The organism is Flavobacterium sp. LC2016-13 (assembly GCF_009707955.1).
In the GTDB taxonomy this organism is placed as follows: domain Bacteria; phylum Bacteroidota; class Bacteroidia; order Flavobacteriales; family Flavobacteriaceae; genus Flavobacterium.
The window spans coordinates 264,137-287,942 of the sequence record NZ_WMDQ01000007.1 but is presented as its reverse complement, the minus strand read 5'-3'; the positions used below and the strand labels follow the sequence as shown (position 1 = coordinate 287,942).

23 protein-coding genes are annotated in these 23,806 nt (G+C 33.0%); 6 read left to right on the top strand and 17 right to left on the bottom strand.

What is annotated here, in order from left to right:
* Window positions 1–104 precede the first annotated feature (104 nt).
* The 11 genes from GKZ86_RS15995 to GKZ86_RS15945 form a co-directional block, all read right to left on the bottom strand.
* A complete protein-coding gene (locus GKZ86_RS15995) occupies window positions 105–1,187 on the bottom strand; it encodes a bifunctional 3-deoxy-7-phosphoheptulonate synthase/chorismate mutase type II (RefSeq protein WP_026983484.1) in 1,083 nt (360 codons plus the stop codon).
* 12 nt (window positions 1,188–1,199) lie between these two features.
* Window positions 1,200–2,060: a prephenate dehydrogenase gene (locus tag GKZ86_RS15990; RefSeq protein ID WP_154784075.1), complete on the bottom strand. Its 861-nt coding sequence runs from the start codon at window positions 2,058–2,060 to the stop codon at window positions 1,200–1,202.
* Between the two features lie 146 nt (window positions 2,061–2,206).
* The gene (locus tag GKZ86_RS15985; RefSeq protein WP_154784074.1) at window positions 2,207–3,352 is read right to left on the bottom strand and encodes a pyridoxal phosphate-dependent aminotransferase; all 1,146 of its coding nucleotides are present in this window, start codon (window positions 3,350–3,352) and stop codon (window positions 2,207–2,209) included.
* 103 nt (window positions 3,353–3,455) lie between these two features.
* Window positions 3,456–4,295, bottom strand: coding sequence for a prephenate dehydratase (locus GKZ86_RS15980; protein WP_154784073.1), 840 nt, complete (start codon window positions 4,293–4,295; stop codon window positions 3,456–3,458).
* Window positions 4,296–4,770: 475 nt separating this feature from the next.
* Window positions 4,771–5,937, bottom strand: a complete 1,167-nt coding sequence (locus GKZ86_RS15975) for a DUF1501 domain-containing protein (RefSeq protein WP_154784072.1) — start codon at window positions 5,935–5,937, stop codon at window positions 4,771–4,773.
* A gap of 12 nt (window positions 5,938–5,949) precedes the next feature.
* Entirely contained in the window at window positions 5,950–7,347 is a 1,398-nt protein-coding gene (locus tag GKZ86_RS15970; protein WP_154784071.1) for a DUF1800 domain-containing protein, read from the bottom strand.
* 172 nt (window positions 7,348–7,519) lie between these two features.
* Window positions 7,520–7,795, bottom strand: a complete 276-nt coding sequence (locus tag GKZ86_RS15965) for a hypothetical protein (RefSeq protein ID WP_154784070.1) — start codon at window positions 7,793–7,795, stop codon at window positions 7,520–7,522.
* Window positions 7,796–7,798: 3 nt separating this feature from the next.
* Complete coding sequence (locus GKZ86_RS15960; RefSeq protein WP_154784069.1) at window positions 7,799–8,023, bottom strand: hypothetical protein; 225 nt, start codon at window positions 8,021–8,023, stop codon at window positions 7,799–7,801.
* Window positions 8,024–8,129: 106 nt separating this feature from the next.
* On the bottom strand, window positions 8,130–10,520 hold the full coding sequence (locus tag GKZ86_RS15955; RefSeq protein ID WP_154784068.1) for a ribonucleoside-diphosphate reductase subunit alpha: 2,391 nt from the start codon (window positions 10,518–10,520) through the stop codon (window positions 8,130–8,132).
* Window positions 10,521–10,783: 263 nt separating this feature from the next.
* Window positions 10,784–11,761 carry a ribonucleotide-diphosphate reductase subunit beta gene (locus tag GKZ86_RS15950; protein WP_154784067.1) on the bottom strand — a complete coding sequence of 326 codons (978 nt, stop codon included), beginning with the start codon at window positions 11,759–11,761 and terminating at the stop codon, window positions 10,784–10,786.
* A gap of 336 nt (window positions 11,762–12,097) precedes the next feature.
* Window positions 12,098–12,667, bottom strand: a complete 570-nt coding sequence (locus tag GKZ86_RS15945; protein WP_154784066.1) for a DUF3109 family protein — start codon at window positions 12,665–12,667, stop codon at window positions 12,098–12,100.
* A gap of 398 nt (window positions 12,668–13,065) precedes the next feature.
* On the opposite strand from GKZ86_RS15945, the gene GKZ86_RS15940 reads away from it, so the two are divergent.
* The 3 genes from GKZ86_RS15940 (at window position 13,066) to GKZ86_RS15930 (ending at window position 14,560) form a co-directional block, all read left to right on the top strand.
* Complete coding sequence (locus GKZ86_RS15940; protein WP_026983494.1) at window positions 13,066–13,644, top strand: MarC family protein; 579 nt, start codon at window positions 13,066–13,068, stop codon at window positions 13,642–13,644.
* A 106-nt stretch (window positions 13,645–13,750) separates the two neighbouring features.
* On the top strand, window positions 13,751–13,951 hold the full coding sequence (locus tag GKZ86_RS15935; RefSeq protein ID WP_154784065.1) for a hypothetical protein: 201 nt from the start codon (window positions 13,751–13,753) through the stop codon (window positions 13,949–13,951).
* Window positions 13,952–13,954: 3 nt separating this feature from the next.
* Window positions 13,955–14,560 (top strand): FAD-dependent oxidoreductase, encoded by a 606-nt coding sequence (locus tag GKZ86_RS15930; protein WP_154784064.1) that lies wholly within the window; start codon window positions 13,955–13,957, stop codon window positions 14,558–14,560.
* A 102-nt stretch (window positions 14,561–14,662) separates the two neighbouring features.
* On the opposite strand, the gene GKZ86_RS15925 is transcribed toward GKZ86_RS15930, so the two are convergent.
* The 4 genes from GKZ86_RS15925 to GKZ86_RS15910 all read right to left on the bottom strand — a co-directional run bounded on the left by GKZ86_RS15925 (window position 14,663) and on the right by GKZ86_RS15910 (window position 17,661).
* Window positions 14,663–14,977, bottom strand: coding sequence for a hypothetical protein (locus GKZ86_RS15925; protein ID WP_154784063.1), 315 nt, complete (start codon window positions 14,975–14,977; stop codon window positions 14,663–14,665).
* A gap of 75 nt (window positions 14,978–15,052) precedes the next feature.
* Window positions 15,053–16,630 carry a S41 family peptidase gene (locus GKZ86_RS15920; RefSeq protein WP_154784062.1) on the bottom strand — a complete coding sequence of 526 codons (1,578 nt, stop codon included), beginning with the start codon at window positions 16,628–16,630 and terminating at the stop codon, window positions 15,053–15,055.
* The gene (locus GKZ86_RS15915; protein WP_053472503.1) at window positions 16,630–17,061 is read right to left on the bottom strand and encodes a dCMP deaminase family protein; all 432 of its coding nucleotides are present in this window, start codon (window positions 17,059–17,061) and stop codon (window positions 16,630–16,632) included. The genes GKZ86_RS15920 and GKZ86_RS15915 overlap by 1 nt, the downstream gene beginning before the upstream one ends.
* Window positions 17,062–17,067: 6 nt before the next feature.
* Window positions 17,068–17,661: a HupE/UreJ family protein gene (locus GKZ86_RS15910; RefSeq protein ID WP_154784061.1), complete on the bottom strand. Its 594-nt coding sequence runs from the start codon at window positions 17,659–17,661 to the stop codon at window positions 17,068–17,070.
* Between the two features lie 171 nt (window positions 17,662–17,832).
* On the opposite strand from GKZ86_RS15910, the gene GKZ86_RS15905 reads away from it, so the two are divergent.
* On the top strand, window positions 17,833–18,264 hold the full coding sequence (locus GKZ86_RS15905; RefSeq protein WP_154784060.1) for a TerB family tellurite resistance protein: 432 nt from the start codon (window positions 17,833–17,835) through the stop codon (window positions 18,262–18,264).
* A 137-nt stretch (window positions 18,265–18,401) separates the two neighbouring features.
* On the opposite strand, the gene fbp is transcribed toward GKZ86_RS15905, so the two are convergent.
* Window positions 18,402–19,409 carry a class 1 fructose-bisphosphatase gene (gene fbp / locus GKZ86_RS15900; RefSeq protein WP_154784059.1) on the bottom strand — a complete coding sequence of 336 codons (1,008 nt, stop codon included), beginning with the start codon at window positions 19,407–19,409 and terminating at the stop codon, window positions 18,402–18,404.
* A 261-nt stretch (window positions 19,410–19,670) separates the two neighbouring features.
* On the opposite strand from fbp, the gene GKZ86_RS15895 reads away from it, so the two are divergent.
* Entirely contained in the window at window positions 19,671–20,144 is a 474-nt protein-coding gene (locus tag GKZ86_RS15895) for a GNAT family N-acetyltransferase (RefSeq protein WP_154784058.1), read from the top strand.
* A 121-nt stretch (window positions 20,145–20,265) separates the two neighbouring features.
* The gene (locus tag GKZ86_RS15890; RefSeq protein WP_154784057.1) at window positions 20,266–21,525 is read left to right on the top strand and encodes an aspartate kinase; all 1,260 of its coding nucleotides are present in this window, start codon (window positions 20,266–20,268) and stop codon (window positions 21,523–21,525) included.
* A gap of 75 nt (window positions 21,526–21,600) precedes the next feature.
* Here the strand turns inward: GKZ86_RS15890 and GKZ86_RS15885 are convergent, their stop codons facing one another.
* A complete protein-coding gene (locus GKZ86_RS15885; RefSeq protein ID WP_154784056.1) occupies window positions 21,601–23,775 on the bottom strand; it encodes an outer membrane beta-barrel family protein in 2,175 nt (724 codons plus the stop codon).
* Window positions 23,776–23,806 lie beyond the last annotated feature (31 nt).

Sequence of the window (23,806 nt, the reverse complement as noted above, 5' to 3'; positions counted from 1 at the left end):
AAAAATTTCACCATATAAGTGATATAAGAAAACTTAAGTTATGCATTTGTAAAAATCAAATAAAACTTATACCACTTATATAACTTATATGGTTTAAAATTCAATTATGCGTTGAAAATTTTCTCTTGGTGACCAATACTTTCCTGGTGAATTGCTTTAAACATTCTTAAAACAAACTCTTCAGTAAGACCTTTTTTCTCACCTTCAAGAATCATTTTCCCTAAGATTTCATTCCAACGATTGTTTTGTAGAATCGCAACGTTTGCATCTTTTTTCACCTGACCAATTTCGTCAGCCACTTTCATACGTTTTCCTAACAATTCTAATAAGTTAGCATCAAGAACATCGATGTTAGCTCTTAGTTTTGTCATTTTTGAACTGTACTCATCTGTAGTATCATCTGTTTTTCTAATCGTCAAATCTTTAATGATTTGTTTCAAAGCGTCTGGAGTAACTTGTTGAGCAGCATCAGACCAAGCGTTGTCCGGATCGTAGTGCGTTTCGATAATCATACCATCGTAGTTCAAATCTAAAGCCTCTTGCGTTACTTCAAAAATCATTTTACGATCTCCGGTAATGTGAGATGGATCGATGATTAATGGTAAATCAGGGAATTTATTTTGTAATTCGATAGCAATTTGCCATTCTGGAATGTTTCTGTATTTAGTTTTCTCGTAAGTAGAAAAACCTCTGTGAATAACTCCTAATTTCTCGATTCCAGCCATGTGTAAACGCTCAACACCACCTAACCATAAAGCTAAATCCGGGTTTACAGGGTTTTTAACCAAAACGATTTTATCAGTTCCTTTTAAAGTATCAGCAATTTCCTGAACAGCAAAAGGGTTTGCAGTTGTACGTGCACCAACCCATAAAACGTCGATATCATGTTCTAAAGCTAGTTTACAGTGAGCCGCAGTTGCAACTTCAGTTCCCATTAATAAACCAGTTTCTTTTTTAGCTTTTTGCAACCATTTTAATCCAATTTCTCCAACACCTTCAAATCCTCCCGGACGCGTTCTTGGTTTCCAGATTCCAGCTCTGAATACACTAACTTTTGAATCTTTCAATTCGTGAGCAATTTTCAATACTTGATCTTCTGTTTCTGCACTACATGGTCCAGCTATCACAAGTGGGTGATTTAAATTGAAATCTTCTAACCACTTTCTCATTTCTTTCTTATTTTCCATCTTAATTCTAATTTACTTTTTAGTTGTTGTTAATCCGTTTAGTATTTCTTTTATTTTATTTGTGCTTTCCATTTCTTCAAAAATGGCATTGTAATCTTCTTCTTTTAACAAATCTCTAAACCGACTCAGGTTTGAAATATATTCTTCTAATGTTTCAATAACATGTTCTTTGTTCTGCTTAAAAATTGGTGTCCACATTGCCGGCGAACTTTTTGCCAAACGAACTGTACTTTCAAATCCACTTCCCGCCATATCAAAAATATCCTGTTCGTCTTTTTCTTTATTCATTACCGTTTTACCTAGCATAAATGAACTTATGTGCGACAAATGCGAAACGTAAGCAATGTGTTTGTCGTGCGAAATCGGGTCCATATATCGAATCCTCATTCCTATTTCTGCGAAAAGCTTTAACGCCTTTTCCTGCAATTTAAAAGTGGTTTTTTCCACCTCACAAATAATATTCGTTTTTCCCTGAAACAATCCTTTTATCGCTGCTGAAGGTCCTGAAAACTCCGTTCCTGCAATTGGATGCGTTGCGATAAAGTTTCTTCTTTTTGGATGACTTGCCACCGCTTCGCAAATTGGTTTTTTCGTCGACCCTACTTCAAAAACAATTGTTTTGTCTCCAACCAAATCAAGAACTTTAGGCAAAACTGTTAGTGCAACATCCACCGGAACCGAAACAATTACAAAATCGGCTTCAGCTAAATCTTCAAAACTTCCTGCATGATCGACAACACCTAAATCAATTGCTTCCTGCAAATGCTTTTCGTTATTGTCAATTCCAAAAACAGTTGCGTTCGGATGTTTTTCTTTGATGTCTAACACCATCGAACCACCTATTAATCCTATTCCTATTACGTATACTTTCATATTCTTTTTTATTTGAAGCAAAGGTTTCAAACTTCAATTTTTAAAATTCCAAATTCTAACTGCGATGGGCTTCGACTTCGCTCAGCCTGAGAATCTTCAAAATCTACATTCTAAAATCTAATGTCTTGCTTCTAAAATCTTAATACTTAAAATCTATCTATCGCTTCTTGTACTTTTTCCTCTTTTACACACAATGAGAATCTGATATAACCTTCACCATTACTTCCGAAGATTGTTCCCGGCGTTATGAAAATATGTTTCTCGTATAATATTTCGTCAATGAACTTCTCTGCAGATTCGATTCCTTCCGGAAGTTTTGCCCAGACAAAAAGCCCAACTCCTTCTTTATAAACTTTGCAGCCTAATTTTTCTGCCAGTTTTTCTGTTAATTCTCTACGGCGTCTGTAAATTTTGTTTTGATCTTCGAACCATGATTTATCACAATTTAAAGCAGCGATTGCACCTTTCTGAATTCCGTAGAACATTCCGCTGTCCATATTGCTTTTTACTTTTAGGACTGCGTCGATAATTTCAGGATTTCCTAAAACCATTCCTACTCTCCAGCCGGCCATATTGAACGTTTTACTTAATGAATTCAATTCTAAAGCCACATCTTTTGCGCCTTCAACCTGCAATAAACTCATCGGATTATCATTCAAAACAAAACTATACGGATTGTCGTTGATCAATAATATATTGTGTTTTTTAGCAAAAGCAACCAATTTTTCAAATAACGCTAAACTTCCTCTCGCTCCTGTTGGCATGTGAGGATATCCCAGCCACATAATTTTTACTTTCTCCAGCTCTAATTTTTCAAGAGCTTCAAAATCCGGTTCCCAGGCATTTGCTTCTTTTAAATCATAATAAACCGGAACTGCTCCAACCAAATTGGTTACCGAAGTATACGTTGGATAACCCGGATTCGGAATCAAGACGTGATCACCTTCATTCAAAAAGGCTAACGAAATGTGCATAATTCCTTCTTTTGAACCCATTAAAGGTAAAATCTCATTATTCGGATTCAACTCAACACCAAACTGATTCTGATAAAAATCTGCCATCCCTTTTCTCAATTCCGGTAATCCCTGATAGCTTTGATAACCATGCCCGTTTTCGTCTTGAATTGCTGCGGCAACCGCTTCAATTACTGCTTTTGACGGACTCAAATCAGGGCTTCCGATTCCCATATTGATGATCGATTTTCCTTCAGACTGCAGCTGACGAACTTCTCTCAATTTTGATGAGAAGTAGTACTCTTCAACTGTATCTAATCTTTTTGCTGTTGTAATCATTTTTTTTATTGTTTTAGGCCGTAAGCTTTAGGCTTTAGACTCTTTTAAACTTTTTAATTTGCTTTCTGCTTTTTTGGACTTTAAGACTTTCGACTTTCCAACTTTATGACTCACTAAGTGGTTTTGTGTTTTTATATTCTCCTAATACTTTGAAATACTCTGCCATTATATTTAATAACGATTTAGCTTTTGCAAAATCTTCATATTTTTCGAATGTTACATCTACGAAAAATGAATACTTCCAGGGTGTTTCAATTTTTGGAAGCGATTGAATCTTTGTTAAATTCAATTTACAATCACTCATCACATTCAAAACCGCTGCTAAGCTTCCTCTTTTGTGATCTAATTCAAATTTGATTGATGCTCTGTTGATTTCACTTTCAGGCAAAAATGAATTTTGCTTTTTGATAATCACAAAACGAGTCATATTATTTTTGATCGTTTGAATTTCCGGTGCAATAATATCAAGATCATACATTTCAGAAGCCGTTTTGCTTGCAATTGCCGCAATTCCGGTTAATTGTTTTTCCTGAATTCTTCTTGCAGTTTCAGCGGTATCTTTGTCTTCAACCAACTTAATGTTCGGATATTGTTTTAAGAAATCCATACATTGTAAAATTGCCATTGGGTGTGAGTGAACTTCTTTTATATCTTCAATTTTCTGACCTTTCAACGTCATTAAATTTTGACTAATATTCAAATAATGCTCTCCAATTATGTGTAAATTATTTTTGTCAATCAAAGCATAATTCGGAATAATTGGTCCTGCAATCGAATTTTCAATTGCCATAACTGCCTGATCTGTTTTTCCTGAAAGCAGGCTGTCAATTAATTCTTCAAAAGACAAACATTCATCAATTTCCACATTTTCAGAGAAATACTCTTTCACTACCTGATGATGAAAAGAACCTTTTATACCTTGTATTGCAATTTTAGTTGTCATATATTCAAAAAAAAATCCTGATTTTCATCAGGATTGTATATTAGTTTTATTTGTCTTTTTAATTTTCTCAAATAACCATAGCACAATCCTCACTTCTACTAAAGAAGAAATAAAAAGAGTTGCTAAAATAAAAACGGTTATTAGACATTTTGTTTTGTGTTTTTCAATAAATTCTCTGCGAATGTATAAATTATTTTCACCTCACCAAAAAAAATATTGCATTTTATGAAACAAAAAGGGATTTCTTAACAAATTCCCTCAGTTTTGTATGATATTATAAAAAATGTAGCTTAAAATTTGTTTTTCAGAAAAGGTTCTAAGTTACTTAGTTGCTATCCTGACGTTTTTGGAATTGAGATTTTTTATTTTTCTGCCACGAATTTCACGAATTAGCACAAATTATTATGAATTCAAAAATTCGATTCTCAAGTTCGTTATTAACATCTACAAATTGGTGAAATTCGTGGCAAACTATTTAAAACAACCCAGAAACCGGCTTATTCTTAATTCCTATTTTAGAATAATCGAAATTCATTTTTTGCTGTAATAATGATGCATACACGCTTCTAAAATCTATTTCATATTTTAAATCGCCATTATCTAAATCTGATAAATTTGGATTATTGCCCAAAATTGTTCCTTTGTTATTTCCTCCAATAACAAACATGGGCGCAGCTGTTCCGTGATCCGTTCCGTTTCCGTTGTCTTTTACTCGTCTTCCAAATTCAGAAAACACAACAATAGTAACATTTTGAAGTAATTGCGCTTGCTTTAAATCCTGATAAAAGCTAAATAGTGCATCATTTAAATCAGTCAATTTTCTTTCATGAATCGCAAGTTGATTATCGTGTGTATCAAATCCTCCGAGTGAAGTATAGTATACTTTCGAATTCAGATTTCCTTTTATCAATCGGCCAATCCATTCCAGATTTTTGGATAGTTCGGTTTTTGGATAACTAATTTCTGATTTTGATTTCGTCAAAGCTTTCTGAATTTCATCTGATCCTTCTGTAACAGAATTAGCGATTTTTCGAACAAAATCTAATTGTGGATTATCAGAGAGCTTTACATTTTCTTCTCTCTCCGATTTTATTTTAAATCGGTTTGGATCTTTTACGGTTATTGAATTTGGTTCTAATCCTTTTAACGCCAAATTATCAATCGAATCCAAATTTATTCCTGCCGTTGCCTGATGTCCATTGCATTGCAAATCTAAATAACGCCCTAACCAGCCTTCGTTTATATATTTATTTGAGTCTGTTGCGGTTTGCCAAATTTCCTGACTTCGAAAATGCGACCGAATTGGTTCCGGATATCCAACATTTTGAATTACAGTTAAATCTCCATTTTGCTGCATTTGAGCAAAATCTTTTAAAGAAGGATGAAAAGCCATTCCTTTATTTTTTCCGACAACTACATCTTTATTCAGAGCAATTTTTGTTCTCAAGTCATAATATAACGGATCTTCATACGGAATAAAAGTATTCAATCCGTCATTACCGCCATTTAGCTGAACAAATACAATACATTGTTCGCCTGTTACCAAATTATTTTGTGAGCCAAAGGCATGTAAAAAATCAGGAAGCACAAGCAATCCGCCTGTAAAAGTTCCTGTTAAGGTTAGAAAATTTCTTCTGTTCATAGTTGTAGCTTTCTAAATTAATTGATATTCGGGCAGTTTTGTAATATAATTAAAGAGTCTTATTACGGCAAAATTGGCGTGAGAATCTTTCGGGTCAAAATCATATTTAAGCAAGTTTTCCATGTCTTTCTGGATCGAATCATTTACTTTGAATAATAAAGTATTGGACAAATCGCTAATTATGGTTTTATTATTCCCGTCTGAATCAAAATCTATTTTTACTTCGATTTTCTCAAATTCTGATTTTGGCTTTTCAGTATCACCAGTCATATTATTGATTACTTTCTTTGTAATACTTCTTCCGCTGCAAAGCAAATCTGAAGTATTATTGCGCTGTAAGTAAATCTGAGAAGTCAGCCAGGAATTTCCACCATCCCAACCTTTCACATTTATTTGATTGTATAAATCCATTCCTTGCTGTTTCAGAAAATATAGAATCATGGCATTATCAACAGTCACAATTTGCAATTCATCAATAAGCTGTAAAATATATACTAACGGATCTTTGATTTTAGTTCCTGATGTGTCTTTAGCATATTCTTCAGTAAAAATTTTGGTTAACAATGGTTCCATTTCAAACTTTACTTTTCTGAAATAATCTCCATAATAAACCACCAAATCTTCGGGTGGATTATCATAAACAAACCATTTCAGGATTTTTCTGGTAATTAAATATGGAATGTTCTTCTGTTCGAAAATAATATCAACCAAATCATCTGCTTTCCAGTTTCCGGTTTTTCCAAAGTAGGTTTTATCGCTGTTATCTTCGCCAAATCGTCTGTAAATCGCACCATCGTCTCCAACATTTAATCCGGCTAAAGCTTTTGCGCCTTCTTTGATATCGCTTTCGGTATAATTTCCAATTCCGATGGTGAATAATTCTAATAATTCACGGCTTAAATTCTCGTTGATTTTTCCTTTTTTATTATCACCATTATCCAGATATTTCACCATTGCATTCGATTTCAAAACCTGTTTGGTCAGCTCTTTGAAGTTTCCGAAAGCATGTTCACGCAAAATCATATTATGCTGGTAAATCCAATAATTGACTTTTACTTTTTGGGAAGTCGAAACGAAATGATTGTGCCAGAAACACACCATGTTTTCGCGTAACGGAAATTCGTCATTCCGCATTTTGGCAATCCACCATTTTTTGAATTCAACTGCAGAATAAATTTCTCTTTTAAGAAGTTTCTTTTTCGCTTCTGAATCTGCTGTTTTTATAGATTCCTTTAGTTCTTTGAGTTCAATAATAGTTTTTGGATCGTCTTCTAAAAAAGCAGGAAGTTGCTTCTCAAATTTTGATTGATAGGAATGCTTTAGAAATTTTTCTAATCCTAATTTTTCAATTTTATCAGATTCTTTTCCGGAAAAACCCAATCGTAACGACCAAAGATTGCTTTTTTTCATAACGCAGGAATTTGTTTAGAAATAAGACTTTGTTTTTTTGGAAAGGTTTAATTGGAGGAAAGGTTCTGAGGTCCTTAGTTGCTAAGGCTCTAAGTTTTGAAAAGTCTTTGTAATAATTTAAACGGGGATTTTTTAGGGATATTGTCGTTTTAGAAAAGATGAATAAAGTATTTTAATCAATTATAAGAAACTCATCAATAAATTCTTTTTGCTCATCTATATATAAAAAATAAGCTCCAACTTCTTTTTGATCTTGAAGAAATACCAATTTAACTTCCACGCAGGGAGTAGGAATGAAATTATGATCGATTAACATCGAAATAGATTTTGGAACAATCGTATTGAATTCATCATATTCATAATCTTTGATACTTATATTATTAAAATATCTAATTGCGAGATTATAATATTCGCTTATATCTCCGCTTATAAATTTATTCAGATCCATTTTTTATTCTATAATTCTACAATTTACGCCATATCTATCTGCTTCTTCCAAAAACTCTCGAGCCACATTTTCATCTTCAATTTCTAAAATTATTATCTGATCTTCTAAAAGCATATCTGTATTAGTTTTAGATTCAAGCAAAGACAAACCAAGTTTTTCATATTGCAATTTAGTCAAGGATACTTTTTGCAATCCATATCTCCAACTTTCCATGATTATTTTTGCCATAAAACATTTATTATATTAAAAAAAGCAGCTATCATTACAATAACTGCTTTCTATTAATTAAGAATAATCTTTTCTCTTTATTCTATTTTCTTTCTTCTAAAAAAAATTAAGAACCACACATTTCACAATCCTCAGGATCTGCGGCTTGTGCTTTTAAAAGCATTGCTTTATAATCTTCAACGCTAATAGATTCTGTTTCTGCAACCAAAGTTGGAACTTCTTCTTTTTTGTCGTTGTTTAAGGTGAATTTAATCGCATCTACTGCTGATTTTGTTCTTAAGTAATACATTCCTGTTTTTAAACCTGATTGCCAAGCATAGAAGTGCATTGACGTTAGTTTAGAATAGTTTGCATCTTGCATGAACAAATTCAATGATTGTGATTGGTCAATGAAATAACCTCTTTGACGAGACATATCGATAATATCTTTCATCGACATTTCCCAAACTGTTTTATATAGTTCTTTAAGGTCTTGCGGGATAATATCAATATTTTGAACTGATCCGTTATGACGCATAATTTCTTGTTTCAAATCTTCGTTCCATAAACCTAATTTTACTAGGTCTTCTAGTAAATGTTTGTTTACTACGATAAATTCTCCAGACAATACACGACGTGTGTAAATGTTTGATGTATATGGTTCGAAAGCTTCGTTATTTCCTAAAATTTGAGAAGTAGAAGCTGTTGGCATTGGCGCAACTAATAATGAGTTACGAACTCCATGTTCCATTACTTCTTTTCTTAATGAAGCCCAGTCCCAACGACCAGATAATTCTTCATCTTTCATTCCCCACATATTGTATTGGAATTCTCCTTTTGACATCGGAGAACCTTCAAATGTAGAATATGGTCCTTCTTCTTGTGCCATTTCCATAGAAGCGGTTACGGCTGCAAAGTATAAAGTTTCGAAAATTTCCTGATTTAATGTTTTAGCCTCATCACTTGTAAAAGGCATACGCAACATGATAAAAGCATCAGCCAAACCTTGTACACCTAACCCAACCGGACGGTGACGTAAGTTAGAATTTTCAGCTTCTTTTACAGGATAGTAGTTTCTGTCGATTACTTTATTCAGGTTACGCGTTACACGTTTTGTAACATTGTAAAGTGCCTGGTGATCAAATTGTCCGTTTTCAATAAACATTGGCAATGAAATAGAAGCTAAGTTACAAACTGCAATTTCATCTTTAGATGTGTACTCCATAATCTCTGTACACAAGTTAGATGAACGAATTGTTCCTAAATTCTTGTGGTTCGATTTACGGTTTGCTGCATCTTTATACAACATATAAGGCGTTCCTGTTTCGATTTGTGATTCAAGGATTTTCTCCCATAATTCACGTGCACGAATCGTTTTTCTACCTTTTCCTCTAAATTCATAATCCAAATACATTGTTTCGAATTCTTCTCCGTAAACATCGTATAATCCAGGACATTCGTTTGGACACATTAAAGTCCAAGATGCATCTTCCTGTACACGTTTCATGAATAAATCAGATGTCCACATAGCGAAAAATAAATCACGCGCACGCATTTCTTCTTTTCCTGTATTTTTCTTTAAATCCAAAAATTCGAAGATATCAGCATGCCATGTTTCGATATAAATCGCAAAACTTCCTTTACGTTTTCCGCCTCCTTGATCTACATAACGAGCGGTATCGTTGAATACTCTCAACATCGGAACAATTCCGTTTGAAGTTCCGTTTGTACCACGAATATAAGATCCTGTCGCACGAACGTTATGAATAGAAAGACCAATTCCTCCCGCTGATTGCGAAATTTTAGCCGTTTGTTTTAATGTATCGTAAATACCATCAATACTATCATCCTGCATTGCCAAAAGGAAACAAGAAGACATTTGTGGTTTTGGAGTTCCGGCATTGAACAACGTTGGTGTTGCATGCGTAAAGAACTTTTTAGACATTAAGTCGTAAGTTTCAATAACTGATTTTAAATCATCTAAGTGAATACCAACTGAAACACGCATCAACATATGTTGTGGTCTTTCTACGATTTTTCCGTTTATTTTCAACAAATATGAACGCTCTAAAGTTTTGAAACCAAAGTAATCATAATTGAAATCTCTTGTATAAATGATATGAGAATCAAGGAAAGCTGAGTTTTCCTGAATTACTTTAAATACTTCATCCGAAAGCAATGGTGCATCTTGCCCGTTTCTTGGATTTACGTAATTGTACATATCTTTCATCGTTTCTGAAAACGACTTTTTAGTATTTGAATGTAGGTTTGAAATCGCCACACGAGCTGCCAATTGCGCATAATCTGGATGTGCAATAGTCATAGATGCCGCCGTTTCTGCTGCAAGATTATCAAGTTCAGAAGTTGAAACCCCATCATACAATCCTTCGATAACTCTCATCGCTACCTTAACAGGATCTACAAGCTCATTAAGCCCGTAACACAATTTTTTGATTCTTTCTGTAATCTTATCAAACATTACCGGCTCTTTGTGGCCATCTCTTTTTACTACATACATAAGCTTACTTTTTTAAGTTATTGAAAAAATGAAAGTCTCTAGAAAACGAATTCCAGTACTTAAACATTGTGTGTTTTTAAATTATTTTTTGAGAATTACAGCATTCTCAATAGCTACCCTGTTCAAATCTGAAATCAGATCGAAAATGTGTCAAAAATTATTGAATCTACGATTTGGGAAAAGAGATTCGTAAAATGTTTTATTGTAAAATCTTAATCTTTTTTTAGTGTTTATTTGGGGTAAAACACTAAGTATGTTGTTGTCTAAAAATCTGCATCAAATGAAATTTTCTGAGCATCACTGTCTGTGTTCATTACACCAGATTTTTGATACTCGGCAACACGTTTTTCAAAGAAATTAGTTTTTCCCTGAAGAGAAATCATATCCATGAAATCAAACGGATTCGCTGATCCATAAACACGATCGCAACCTAATTCTACTAATAATCTATCGGCAACAAATTCTAAGTATTGCGTCATTAAAGTAGCATTCATTCCAATTAAACTTACCGGAAGAGATTCTGTTACAAACTCTCTTTCAATATTTAAAGCATCAACAATGATTTCTTTAATTCTGTCTTTTGGTACTTTGTTTACTAAATGATGATTATGCAAGTGTACTGCAAAATCACAATGTACACCTTCGTCACGCGAAATCAATTCGTTAGAGAAAGTTAAACCTGGCATTAATCCACGTTTTTTCAACCAATAAATAGAACAAAAAGCACCAGAAAAGAAAATTCCTTCAACAGCAGCAAAAGCAATAAGTCTTTCAGCAAACGAATCAGAGTCGATCCATTTTAAAGCCCATTCTGCTTTTTTACCAATTGCAGGGAAAACTTCCAAAGCATTAAATAATTCTGCTTTTTCTGCTTCATCTTTCACATAGGTATCAATTAATAGAGAATAAGTTTCACTATGAATATTTTCCATCATGATTTGAAAACCATAGAAAAATTTTGCCTCAGCATATTGAACTTCATTAACAAAGTTCTCAGCAAGGTTTTCATTTACGATTCCATCAGACGCAGCAAAAAATGCTAAGATATGTTTAATGAAATATCTTTCGTCGTCACTTAACTTATTATTCCAATCAGTCAGGTCTTGGTGCAAATCGATTTCTTCAGCAGTCCAAAAACTAGCTTCCATCTTCTTATACCATTCCCAAATATCATGATGTTTGATAGGAAAAATAACGAAACGATTCTTGTTTTCTTGTAAAATTGGTTCGACTTGCGACATGGCTTTTATGTTTAATTTTTGTATTGAATTTTTACTCATTCAATGGAGTACAAAGATTGTCAATTATCGCTAAAAATGAAAGCCAAACTTATTCACAATTTGACGTAGTTTTTAACAACGCAGCAAAATAGGGATATTTTCTGTAAAATAATTAAATTATTGTAAATGAGCAATTTAATATTGTCATTAATACCATAACACTACTATAAAATAGGCACTTTTTAAAACAAAAGCAAGAAAAAATGAATTGTTTTTAAAAGTTTTTTTGAGTGTGTTTTTGATTTTTTTTAAGTGGATTTTTTACACTTTCCAGCCACAGTAATGGCTACCGAATTTTTATGATTTTTTTAGCTCTTCGGCAACTTTTTCAAGTTCCAAATACCAGTCTTCGCCAAAGCGACGAATTAAGGCTTCTTTGACAAATTTATAAACCGGAACTTCTAATTCCTTACCTAAAGAACAGGCGTCATCACAAATATCCCATTTGTCATAATTAACCGCAGCGAACTCTGTAAAATCTTTTACACGAATTGGATATAAATGACAAGAAACCGGTTTTTTCCAATCTATTATTCCTTGATTGTATGCTTGTTCGATTCCACAAAGAGCTGTTTTTCCGTCAAAAATAACATAAGCACAATCTTTCTCGTCGATTAATGGCGTTTCAAGATCGCCATCAGTTCCTTTTACCCAGGTTCCTTGCGCTTCAATTGCAGCAATTCCTTCTTTACGTAAAAATGGTTTTACTTTTGGGTAAATTTCTTCCATGATTTTAGTCTCTGCTTCGCTCAAAGGCGCACCGGCATCTCCATCAACACAGCAAGCTCCTTTACAAGCTGACAAGTTGCACACAAATTCTTTTTCAAGAATATCCTCTGAAATAATGGTTTTACCTAATTGAAACATGATAATAAAATACTGAAATTTATAAAATGCAAAGATAGTCAAAGAAAACAGATGAAATGAGATTAAATTTTACTACACAGATTAGCGAGATTTTACCGCAGAGTTACACAAAGTTTTTTCGCAAAGATCCGTAGAGTTCAACTTCATTGTATGTTTTTTTTTAAGTTCAGAAAGCTTTGAGATCTAACATTCCTAAAACTGATTAAAAACTTTGTGCAACTCTGTAAAAGAACTTTGCGAATCTCTGTGGTAAAAACAATTGTTTGTTATAAAAATCATTATTTTAAACCAAAAAACGTGTTTTTATAACAAAAATACTCTGAGACCTATATATTATAAAAAAGCCCTAACTTTATTATCTACTTTTGCACATCTTTTAATCCATAAATTAAAAAAACATGTTAGAGATTGATTTTAAAGAAATTATCACGGTTGGAATGGTACTTTTTGCTGTAATTGATATTGTAGGATCAATTCCGATCATTGTCAATTTACGAGCTAAAGTGGGACATATCGAATCTGAGAAAGCTTCGATTGTAGCCGGAATGATTATGATTGTTTTTCTGTTTGTTGGAGAAGGTTTGCTTAACCTTATAGGTATCGATGTACATTCGTTTGCTGTTGCGGGTTCTTTTGTATTATTTTTTCTGGCTTTGGAGATGATTTTAGGAATTAGAATTTATCGCGATGAAGAACCGGGATCTGCATCTATTGTTCCGTTGGCTTTTCCGCTAATTGCCGGAGCAGGAACAATGACAACTTTACTTTCTCTTCGATCTCAATTTCATACTATTAATATCATAATTGCTATTCTTCTTAATATTATTCTAGTTTATATTGTTTTGAAATCGTCTAAAAAAATCGAAAATTTATTAGGAGAAAACGGACTTGGCGTGGTTCGCAAGACATTTGGAGTAATACTTTTAGCAATTGCTGTTAAATTATTTGCTGCTAATGTTAAAGGTTTGTTCGTCTAAAATTTATTTTTATAAATTTACCCCCAATAAAATTTGAATTGTAACGTTTCACTGTGTTTTTCACAGAAAAACTTTAAAGTACTATTTTAGACAAACAAACAGCCATATGAAAATTTTCACTTCAATCTTAGTGCTTCTAGCATTAGCTTTAATTATTTTTAATATTACGTTGCTAGACTTCAAAAATCCTTTTCAAGGAGACAGTGTAGTTGCTTTTATTGGAATCGCAGCTTCATTTTGTGCCGTTTTAATTCTTTTGATCTTTAGAATTTCAAAAAGAATCGAAGAAAAAACAAACGGTCGTTAATATATGTATGACGTTTTAATTATTGGCGGAGGCGTTTCAGGCATGTCTTGTGCACTCGTATTAGGATCTGCTAAAAACAAAGCTTTTGTCGCCGATAAAAAAATCGGGGTTTTTACACATCAAAAAAATTCTTCTTTACAAGAGGCAATTTTCTACAATGCTTATGGTGTAACGCCAGGTAAATTAGGATCTGATTTACTAATAGAAAGTACGCAGGATTTAGCCATTACTTATCCGCACATAACTCAGATTCCAAATGAGAAGGTAATTAAAGTTGAGGGAGAATATCCTGAATTTACAGTTACAACTAATAAAAACTCATACAAGACTAAAAGTATTGTTGTCGGAATTGGTTCTGCCAATACTTTTGATATCGAAGGTTTGATACAATATATTGAACCTCACAAAAAAGCATTACCGGAAAAACAACGTATTCAGCTTAAAAACGACGATCATAAAGTAGCTGACGGCATTTATGTTGTTGGAACTTTAGCCGGCTGGAGAAGTCAATTGGCTATCGCTGCCGGAAGTGGTGCCGCTGTCGCCACAGATATTCTAACATTATGGAATAACGGAACACAGACTCACTCTCACGACAGTATTCGATAAAATTATTAAACCATATAAGTTATATAAGTTCATCTAATCTATACGTTAAGTATTAAATGAACTTATATAACTTATATGGTTTATTTTTATTTTGTTTGGTTTTTATTTAACCGAAACAATCTGAGTTACTTTGATATGTTTTTCATCATCCGTTTTCCAGATTTCTCCTTTTAACGAAACTACATCTCCAATTTTTAATTGTTTGTAATTTTCAGGTCCGCCAACATTTACAATACTGACTGTTGCAAAATAAACTTCTTTAGCATCCGTAGTAACTTTAGCCGTATAACCATCTTTTCCTGATTCGATCGAATCAACTTTACCTGTAACTGCATTATTATTATCTTTCATACTTGCGCAGGAAATTACAAAAGCCATCAAAATTGCAAGAAGACTTATTCTTTTTAAATTTTTCATATATAGTATTATTTGAATGTAAATCTCGCTCTATTTTTCGCAAGATTAGTTACATTATATTTTAAAAAATTATTATTATTTCTTTGAATTTGTAACTGCTTTAACCATAGCGTCATCCTTAAGAATAACATCATAATAATACAATTCGCCATATAACTGACGGGCAAATTCTGCAGTAATATATCTATTAACCAAAGCTTTTGTGTGATCTAATTTTAAATCTAAACCGGTTAATAAAATATAATTTTTGAATTTTTTAAAGTAAGCGTCTGAATTTTTCATCTTGGCTAAAAATTCATTAAAATGAAGTCCCGCAAAAGCATTTCTGTTTTTATCTAATTCTTCAAAAACAAAATGCCCAACAATTCCGGTTTGCAGCAAATACCCAACATTTTCATTTCCGTGTTCAGCTTCCATTGGTACAAAAATATCCGGAACAATTCCGCCGCCACCGTAAACGATTCTTCCTTTTGGTGTTTTAAATTTCAAAGAATCGGCTACTTTTATACTGTCTTTCGCATAAAGTTCACCTGATTTAATGCGATCTTCAGATTCTTTAAAATATTCTTCGTTGCCTTTTGTATATGGTTTTTGAATTGATCTTCCGGTTGGTGTGTAATACCTTGCAACTGTAAGTCTCACAGCAGAACCATCATTAAAATCCATTTCGCGTTGTACCAAACCTTTTCCAAAAGAACGGCGCCCAACAATAATTCCGCGATCATTATCCTGAATAGCTCCGGCTAAAATCTCACTTGCTGAGGCACTATTTTCATTAATTAAAACGTATAATTTTCCCGTTTCAAAACTGCCGCTTTTAGTTGCGTAGGTTTTATCAGTTGTTCCGTTTTTATTTTTCGTAAAAACAATCAGTTGTTTATCCTTTAGAAATTCATCGGCAATTGCTATAGCTTCTTCCATATAACCACCGCCATTATCGCGAAGGTCGACAACTAATGATTGAATTCCGTTTTGTTTTAATCTTGTTAAACCTGTTTTAAATTCTTTAAAAGTTGTTTCGGCAAAACGGTTTATTTTGATGTAACCGGTTTTATTATCAATTAATAAAGAGGCATCAACACTTTTTAGCGGAATAACATCTCTTTTAATTTTAAACTTAAGCTTCTTTTGTTCTGATTTTCTAAAAACCGTCAACTCGATTTCAGAACCTTTTATCCCTTTTAATTTCGAAAATAAACTATCAGAAGGCAATTTTCGGCCAAACAATTTCGTTTTTCCGGCAAATAAAATTCGGTCTCCAGATTTTAATCCTGCTTTCGCCGAAGGGCCATTTTCAACAGGTCTGATAATTGCCACAGAATCTCGGTACATATAAAAATTGATTCCAATTCCCACGAAATCTCCTTTCATGCTTTCGGCAACTTCTGCTTGTTCGCTTGGCGGAATATAAACAGAATGCGGATCTAATTTTGAAAGGATATTATCTACGGTAAGATTTACAATAGAATCTGTATTGACATTATCAACATATTCATTATTGATAAAATCGATGAGTTTATTTAGTTTGGTTTTCGAACTGTTTTTAGCCAAAAGCTGATCATCTGCAGGAGCATTCATAATGCTTCCGAGAACGGTGCCAAGAGCAAAAGTTGCTCCTATAACGATGGGTAAATATTTTGAATTAAATTTCATTATTCTTCTAAAACAGGAATATGCTCGACTTCAATACCTGCTTTTATTAAAAATTGAATTCCTGAGTCGTCACGATAACCATCCTGATAAACTACTCTTTTTATCCCGGACTGATGTATTAATTTACTGCATTCCTTGCATGGCGAAAGCGTAATGTACAATGTTGCTCCTTCGCAGGATTGTGTTGATCTTGCTACTTTTAGTATTGCATTGGCTTCTGCATGCAAAACATCCCAACGTGTTAATCCTTCTTCGTCTTCGCAGCAATTTTCAAATCCGGATGGTGTGCCGTTGTATCCGTCAGAAATAATCATTCTGTCTTTTACGATAATGGCGCCCACTTGTTTACGTTTGCAATACGATAGCAAACTCCATTCTTTTGCAATTCGAAGATACGCTTTATCGTATTTATTTAATTTTTTTACTTCCATTTAATTTTATCTGTTCCAAATAGGGCTATCAATAATCATCGGAACCACAACTCCAATAATAAAAGCCGACATTACAAGTGCCCAATCGCGTTTTGAAAAACGAAATACGGTTTGTACTATATATGACAATATCAAAACTACAAAAACAACAACAAGTTGCGCAGCTTCTATCCCTAATGCAAATTCCCCTAAAGGTACTAATTTTGACGTTGGTGTACCTCCTAAAATTGTTTTAAAATAATTAGAGAATCCAAGTCCGTGAATTATCCCAAAAAACAAGGTCACAAAAAATATCAAATTCAATCCATCATTTTTAGCTGCTTTTCCTGCTGTAAAAAGATGATAAAAGGCGGTTATTAATATTGTAATGGGAATTAAAAACTCAACAAGACTTACTTTTACAGCAACGATTCCAAAAACCGAAAGCAACAAGGCCAATGTGTGCCCAACTGTAAAAACAGAAACCAAAAGTAAAATGCGTTTCCAGTCTTTAAAGGTATACGGAACGGTTAATGCGATTAAAAAAAGAACGTGATCATAAGCGTGAATATCTAAAACGTGCTTTAATCCTATCTGAAAATAAATCCAAAATTCTGACATAGGTAAAATGGTATTAATTGATTAAGGGGCTGTAAACTTACGATTAATTTTGAAAAGTAAATAAAGCCCGACATTAATTCAACGCAGAAAAATAAGTTAAATTTTATGAGAAAATTAAAATTAATAATTTAAAATAAGATTTATATTTGCGTGATAAAAAACTCTATAATTATGTCATTTTCAGATTTATTCGATAGCGAATTCAAACAAAGAAACAAAGGTCACTTTTCAGCAATTGTTCGTGTAGCATTAGCAGACGGAATAGTACTTCCTGAAGAAAAGAGTTTCTTGGATAAATTAGCTTCACGTTTAGAAATTTCAGAGACTGAATACGAAGAAATTCTTAACGATCCTTTAAAATATCCAATCAACCCGCCTTATTTACACGTTCAGCGTTTAGAGCGTTTATACGATTTAACTAGAATGGTGCATGTAGATCATCATTTGGAAGACCAACAAGAAGTAATGTTGAGAAAATTAGGAATTGCTTTGGGTTTTACACCAAGCAACGTAAATTATATCATAGCAAAAGCATTATCACTAGTAGATAAAAAAGTAGATGCAGACACTTTTGTTTACGAAATGCAACATATGCATAAATAGTATTTAGTGTTCAGTTTTTAAACTGAAGATAAAAACTTATAATAATATAAAAATACAAACCCGACAAGTTTAAAAATCTGTCGGGTTTTCTATTTATTTTAAATTGAGCCTGAACACTAAAAACTGAATACTGTAACCTAAAGCGCCTCCGCCATAAATTCCTCCGCTTTTTCTACCATATTATAACTTCCGCAGAAAAAAGGAACTCTTTCGTGCAGTTCTGTTGGCTGGATTTCCATAATTCTACCAAAACCATCTGTTGCTTTTCCTCCTGCTTGTTCTGCAAGAAATGCCATTGGATTACATTCATATAATAAACGTAGTTTTCCTTTTGGTGCTTTTGAACTTGTTGGATATAAATAAATTCCGCCTTTGATCATGTTTCTATGAAAATCAGCCACTAAACTTCCAATGTATCTTGAAGTATAAGGTCTGTCTTCTTCTTCACGCTGACAATATTTGATATAATTTTTTACTCCTTGCGGAAAATGAACATAATTTCCTTCGTTTACTGAATAGATATTTCCGTCTTTAGGAAATTTCATGTTTGGATGTGAAAGATAAAACGTTCCGATTGCGGGGTTTAATGTAAAACCATTTACGCCATAACCCGTTGTATAAACCAGCATTGTCGAAGTTCCGTAAATTACATAGCCTGCTGCCACCTGATTGATTCCCGGTTGTAAAAAATCCTCGCTTGTTACCGGAGTTCCTATTGGAGTTATTCTTCTAAAAACAGAAAAAATAGTCCCTACAGAAACATTTACATCAATGTTTGAAGATCCGTCAAGCGGATCCATTAAGATCACGTACTTATTATTATGACAGTTGTCGCTCCCCTGAACTGTAATAAAATCGTCGTTTTCTTCTGAAGCAATACCACAGACAATCTCACGGTTTATTAACGTCTGGATAAATACTTCGTTTGCATAGACATCTAATTTTTGCTGATCTTCTCCCTGAATATTTTGCTCGCCTGCAGCGCCAATAATATCCACTAATCCGGCTTGGTTTACTTTATGATTGACAACCTTGGCTGCCAAACGAATAGAGTTGATAATTCGGGAAAGCTCTCCCGACGAATACTGAAATGCTTTTTGGTTCTCAATAATAAACTCTCCCAGTGTTTTATTGCGTTCTTCCATTACTATATCGTTGTAGTTTTAATTTTAAGTCACAAATATCGTTTTTTTTGTGAGAATGGTTTAAAAATTATTTCGTTAGTTTGCCACTATTGTATATTTGCTAATTAAAGCTGAAAATACCGTATAAAAAAATACATATTTAGCTAATAAGTGATTAATAATAAGAATATAGGAAATTGTCTTTTTTTAAATCTTCTGTGTTAAACAGACACATTGCAAACAAAAGAGCCAAGATATAATTTTAAAAAAACTATCATATATATGAATATTAGAAAAGGAAATCCTGAAGACATGAAAGCCGTTTTGGGATTAATACAAGAGTTGGCAATATTCGAAAAAGAACCTGAAGCTGTTGTTATTACAGTTGACGATTTAGTACGTGATGGTTTTGGCGAAAAACCTTTGTTTCACGTATTTGTTGCTGAACTTGAAAAGGAAATTGTTGGAATTGCATTGTACTATTACCGCTATTCTACCTGGAAAGGAAAAACAATTCATCTTGAAGATTTAATCGTGAAAGAAAAAATGCGCGGTACAGGTTTAGGATCTGCGCTTTATGCTGAAATAATGAAACAGGGAAAACGAGATAATGTTCGAAGAGTCGAATGGAATGTTCTGGACTGGAATACACCAGCAGTTAAATTTTACGAGAACTCCGGAGCAAAAATCCTAGATGGATGGCAAGTGGTTCAGATGGATGAAGCGGGAATTAATGCGTTTTTAGAAAAATTATAAAAATATTCGTCCGACACAGATTATAAAATCATTTTAATTCTATAATCTGTGGCAAAAAAACATAAAGAAATACTTGATTTCATTCAATTTGAAATCTAAAATTAAAAATCTAAAATTAAAAATGAGAGTATTTAAATTTGGTGGTGCATCGGTAAAAGATGCTGAAGGAATTAGAAACGTATACGACGTTTTGCAAAAAGTGGGTTATGAAGATGTGATTTTAGTCGTTTCGGCAATGGGAAAAACCACAAATGCTCTTGAGGTTGTGATCAAGAATTATTTTGATAAATCGGGAGAGTTAAATTCATCTGTACAGGAAATTAAAAAATACCACAATCAAATATTATTAGATTTATTTGATGATGAAAAACATGCTGTTTTTACTGCGGTAAATGAGCAGTTTTCAGAATTAGAATATTTTCTGGCACATAATAAATCTCCAAATTATAATTTTGTTTACGATCAGATTGTAAGTTTTGGAGAATTGATTTCGACTACTATTTTGAGTCATTTCATGAATTTCAGCGGTATTAAAACGCAATGGCTTGATGTTCGTAATTTCATCAAAACGAATGCAAATTACAGAGATGCTGAAGTTGATTGGGAAACAACGCAACAACTTATTAGTAAAAATGTACCGAGAAAAACATTAAATATTACGCAGGGATTTTTAGGCGCTGATGAAAATAATTTTACTACAACTTTAGGTCGTGAAGGTTCTGATTATACGGCGGGAATTTTTGCTTATTGCTTAAATGCTGAAAGTGTAACGATCTGGAAAGATGTTCCGGGAGTTATGAATGCAGATCCGCGTTATTTTGAAAATGCGAGTTTGCTAAACCAAATTTCGTATCGTGAAGCTATCGAATTGGCTTTTTACGGCGCAACGGTTATTCACCCAAAAACATTACAGCCATTACAGAAAAAAGAAATTCCGTTATACGTAAAATCGTTTATCAACCCGTTATTAAAAGGAACTTGTGTTTCTAAAGGTGTTGATCTTGAACCACAATATCCTTGTTTTATTGTAAAAAGAAATCAGTTGTTGATTTCGCTTTCATCAATAGATTTCTCTTTTATTATGGAGGAAAATATTAGTGAGATTTTTGGATTGTTTCATGAATTTAAACTAAAAGTGAATCTGATTCAGAACTCTGCAATTAGTTTTTCTGTTTGTGTAGAAGATAAATTTGAAAACTTTAATGAATTGAATGCCATTCTTTCGAAAAAATTCAAAGTTGATTATAGCGAAAATGTAACTTTATATACGATTCGTCACTTTACAGAAAATGCTGCTCAAACGGTTGAAGAAAATAAAGAGGTTTTACTAAAACAAGTAAGCCGCGAAACAATGCAAATTGTGACTAAAGAACTTAATTAATTTTACTATAAAAGTTAATTATTTAATTCAAAATATATTAAAAAGGTTTCACAATATGTGAAACCTTTTTTGTTTCTACCTCGCCCTATTATTCTCACTTTGCTCAATTTCAGTTTTCTTATAATTTGATTTTTTAGAATTACCGAAATTATACGTCGCAATCAATTTAAAGTAATTTGTGGTATAAGTTCTATGATAATATATTTCGGTTTGTCCGACTTCATAATCTCCTGAAACCATAAAATCGTGAAAGATATCATTCGCGGTAAAATTCAGCTTTAAGGCATCTTTAAAAAAGTTTCTTTCAATTCCTAAAGTTACAATTGAGCGGCTATTATCATGTCGTAAACCATAACTTTTTTCTCCCAAATACCACGCAAGCAATTGAATTTTGAAAAGATCGGGAATCGTAAATGTATTATTAGAATACAAATATATTTGAGGTTTTACCGCGCCTAATGCATAAGAATAAGCATTATCAATCGATTTGGTTAAATTCATACTTACCGTATTGGTAGAATTCCACCATTTAACATTAAACGATTTTGAAAGCGACGTAAAAAAAGTATGTTCTTTTTCCAGATTTAAAGATCTCAAAATATAACTATTTGGTGTATTACCTCTTAAAGCAGCTGCAGAAATAGGGTCTGTTTTATGGGTATAACCCACTTTAAAATCAAACTTTTTATACATTGCTCCTATTTCAAAAGCATATACTTTTTCGGGCAGTAAATTCGGATTTCCTTCTATAGTCGTAAACGGATCCTGATATACTACAAACGGATTTAGTGCCTGATATCTTGGGCGTGTTATTCTGGAAACAAATGAAAAATGCGTTTTTAGATCTTCTGAAAAATCCATATTCAAGAGCATATTTGGGAAAAAAGTGCCGTAACTTTTGTCGAATTTCTGAATTCCGTTTGCGCTTGTATATAAATCATACTTTGTAAATTCGCCTCGGGCGCCAACTGAAAAATTGAACTTTTCGCCAATCGAACTTCCGTAATTAAAATAAGCGGCACTAATTTTTTCTTCGTATTTAAAATCACTCGAAAGTTCATCATCAAACTCAAAATTCATATCGCTTGCATCGGCAATTAAAAAATCTGTTCCCGATTTTATAGTCGCATTACTAAATTTAGCTCCGGTTTCAAGTTTTGTGTTTTCGCCAATTTTTCTTGAATAATCAGCTTGCAAGCTTATGATATTTATAGTGTTACCAACTTTATTTTTGAGATATCTTTCTCCATCAGTTTCATCAACAACACTATTTTCATTAATAAAATCATTTACAGTACCGTTGTAATTTGAATATTGGGTTCCTATAAACAACGAAGAACCTTTGCTATCGGTTATGGCATTATAATTTAGATTAATGAACTGATTGAGCAAAACGTCATTTTTAGCAATATCAGTTGCATAAAAACTTTTCCCGGTATTGTTTGTGATCGAATTTCTACTTTCTACTACTCCGCCCAAATCTTCTATATTACCGCTATAGGCTAATGAAATATAATTTTTTGGAGAAAAAGTATATTGCAAACCAATTCCGAAATTCGAATAATTATTAAACTGTCTTTTCCAATCCGTTGTCAATTCTGATCGCACAAATTCATCAGGATTTGGTCGCGTTCTTGTTGTGTATAACAATTCTCTTCCTTTTCCTAATTGCAGTCCGTAATTGGTTATAAAAGAAAATTTTCCTTTTGTATAATTAAAATCAAGAAGTGTATTGGTACTTGTTCCTGCAAATTTCGAAACCGTAACTTGCTGACTTGCCGTTCCCATTATTCCGTTTTCTATATTTGGTTTAGTGATAATATTGATAACCGCTTTTCCTTCGGCATCATATTTTGAAGAAGGATTTGAAATAACTTCAATCTTTAAAATTTGAGAAACCGGAATCGCTGCAAAACGTTCATAATTAATCAATATTCCGTTGAGATAAATTATCGCTTCACCTTTTCCAAGAACGCTAATTTGTCCTTCGGCAACGACAACATTCGGAACTCTGCTTAATAATTCATTTACAGAACTGCTTGTCGAAAGTACTGTATTGGCAACATTTACATCTATTGTTCCGTTTGCCGAATATTTTACTAATGAAGCTTGTCTTTTGATGACAACTTCATTTAACTCATTATTTTGATCTGTAACTTTCTCCGGAGTTGTTTTTGTAGTTTGTGCTTTTATCGCGACAGACGATAAAAACAAGTAAATAAAAATGAAAACTGAAATTAAGAATCTCATAAATTTTAACGATTAAGATTAGACTTTTGGT

Coding starts and splice junctions, on each gene's coding strand:
- GKZ86_RS15995 (WP_026983484.1), bottom strand. CDS start 1,187: ATGGAAAATAAGAAAGAAATGAGAAAGTGGTTAGAAGATTTCAATTTA.
- GKZ86_RS15990 (WP_154784075.1), bottom strand. CDS start 2,060: ATGAAAGTATACGTAATAGGAATAGGATTAATAGGTGGTTCGATGGTG.
- GKZ86_RS15985 (WP_154784074.1), bottom strand. CDS start 3,352: ATGATTACAACAGCAAAAAGATTAGATACAGTTGAAGAGTACTACTTC.
- GKZ86_RS15980 (WP_154784073.1), bottom strand. CDS start 4,295: ATGACAACTAAAATTGCAATACAAGGTATAAAAGGTTCTTTTCATCAT.
- GKZ86_RS15975 (WP_154784072.1), bottom strand. CDS start 5,937: ATGAACAGAAGAAATTTTCTAACCTTAACAGGAACTTTTACAGGCGGA.
- GKZ86_RS15970 (WP_154784071.1), bottom strand. CDS start 7,347: ATGAAAAAAAGCAATCTTTGGTCGTTACGATTGGGTTTTTCCGGAAAA.
- GKZ86_RS15965 (WP_154784070.1), bottom strand. CDS start 7,795: ATGGATCTGAATAAATTTATAAGCGGAGATATAAGCGAATATTATAAT.
- GKZ86_RS15960 (WP_154784069.1), bottom strand. CDS start 8,023: ATGGCAAAAATAATCATGGAAAGTTGGAGATATGGATTGCAAAAAGTA.
- GKZ86_RS15955 (WP_154784068.1), bottom strand. CDS start 10,520: ATGTATGTAGTAAAAAGAGATGGCCACAAAGAGCCGGTAATGTTTGAT.
- GKZ86_RS15950 (WP_154784067.1), bottom strand. CDS start 11,761: ATGTCGCAAGTCGAACCAATTTTACAAGAAAACAAGAATCGTTTCGTT.
- GKZ86_RS15945 (WP_154784066.1), bottom strand. CDS start 12,667: ATGTTTCAATTAGGTAAAACCATTATTTCAGAGGATATTCTTGAAAAA.
- GKZ86_RS15940 (WP_026983494.1), top strand. CDS start 13,066: ATGTTAGAGATTGATTTTAAAGAAATTATCACGGTTGGAATGGTACTT.
- GKZ86_RS15935 (WP_154784065.1), top strand. CDS start 13,751: ATGAAAATTTTCACTTCAATCTTAGTGCTTCTAGCATTAGCTTTAATT.
- GKZ86_RS15930 (WP_154784064.1), top strand. CDS start 13,955: ATGTATGACGTTTTAATTATTGGCGGAGGCGTTTCAGGCATGTCTTGT.
- GKZ86_RS15925 (WP_154784063.1), bottom strand. CDS start 14,977: ATGAAAAATTTAAAAAGAATAAGTCTTCTTGCAATTTTGATGGCTTTT.
- GKZ86_RS15920 (WP_154784062.1), bottom strand. CDS start 16,630: ATGAAATTTAATTCAAAATATTTACCCATCGTTATAGGAGCAACTTTT.
- GKZ86_RS15915 (WP_053472503.1), bottom strand. CDS start 17,061: ATGGAAGTAAAAAAATTAAATAAATACGATAAAGCGTATCTTCGAATT.
- GKZ86_RS15910 (WP_154784061.1), bottom strand. CDS start 17,661: ATGTCAGAATTTTGGATTTATTTTCAGATAGGATTAAAGCACGTTTTA.
- GKZ86_RS15905 (WP_154784060.1), top strand. CDS start 17,833: ATGTCATTTTCAGATTTATTCGATAGCGAATTCAAACAAAGAAACAAA.
- fbp (WP_154784059.1), bottom strand. CDS start 19,409: ATGGAAGAACGCAATAAAACACTGGGAGAGTTTATTATTGAGAACCAA.
- GKZ86_RS15895 (WP_154784058.1), top strand. CDS start 19,671: ATGAATATTAGAAAAGGAAATCCTGAAGACATGAAAGCCGTTTTGGGA.
- GKZ86_RS15890 (WP_154784057.1), top strand. CDS start 20,266: ATGAGAGTATTTAAATTTGGTGGTGCATCGGTAAAAGATGCTGAAGGA.
- GKZ86_RS15885 (WP_154784056.1), bottom strand. CDS start 23,775: ATGAGATTCTTAATTTCAGTTTTCATTTTTATTTACTTGTTTTTATCG.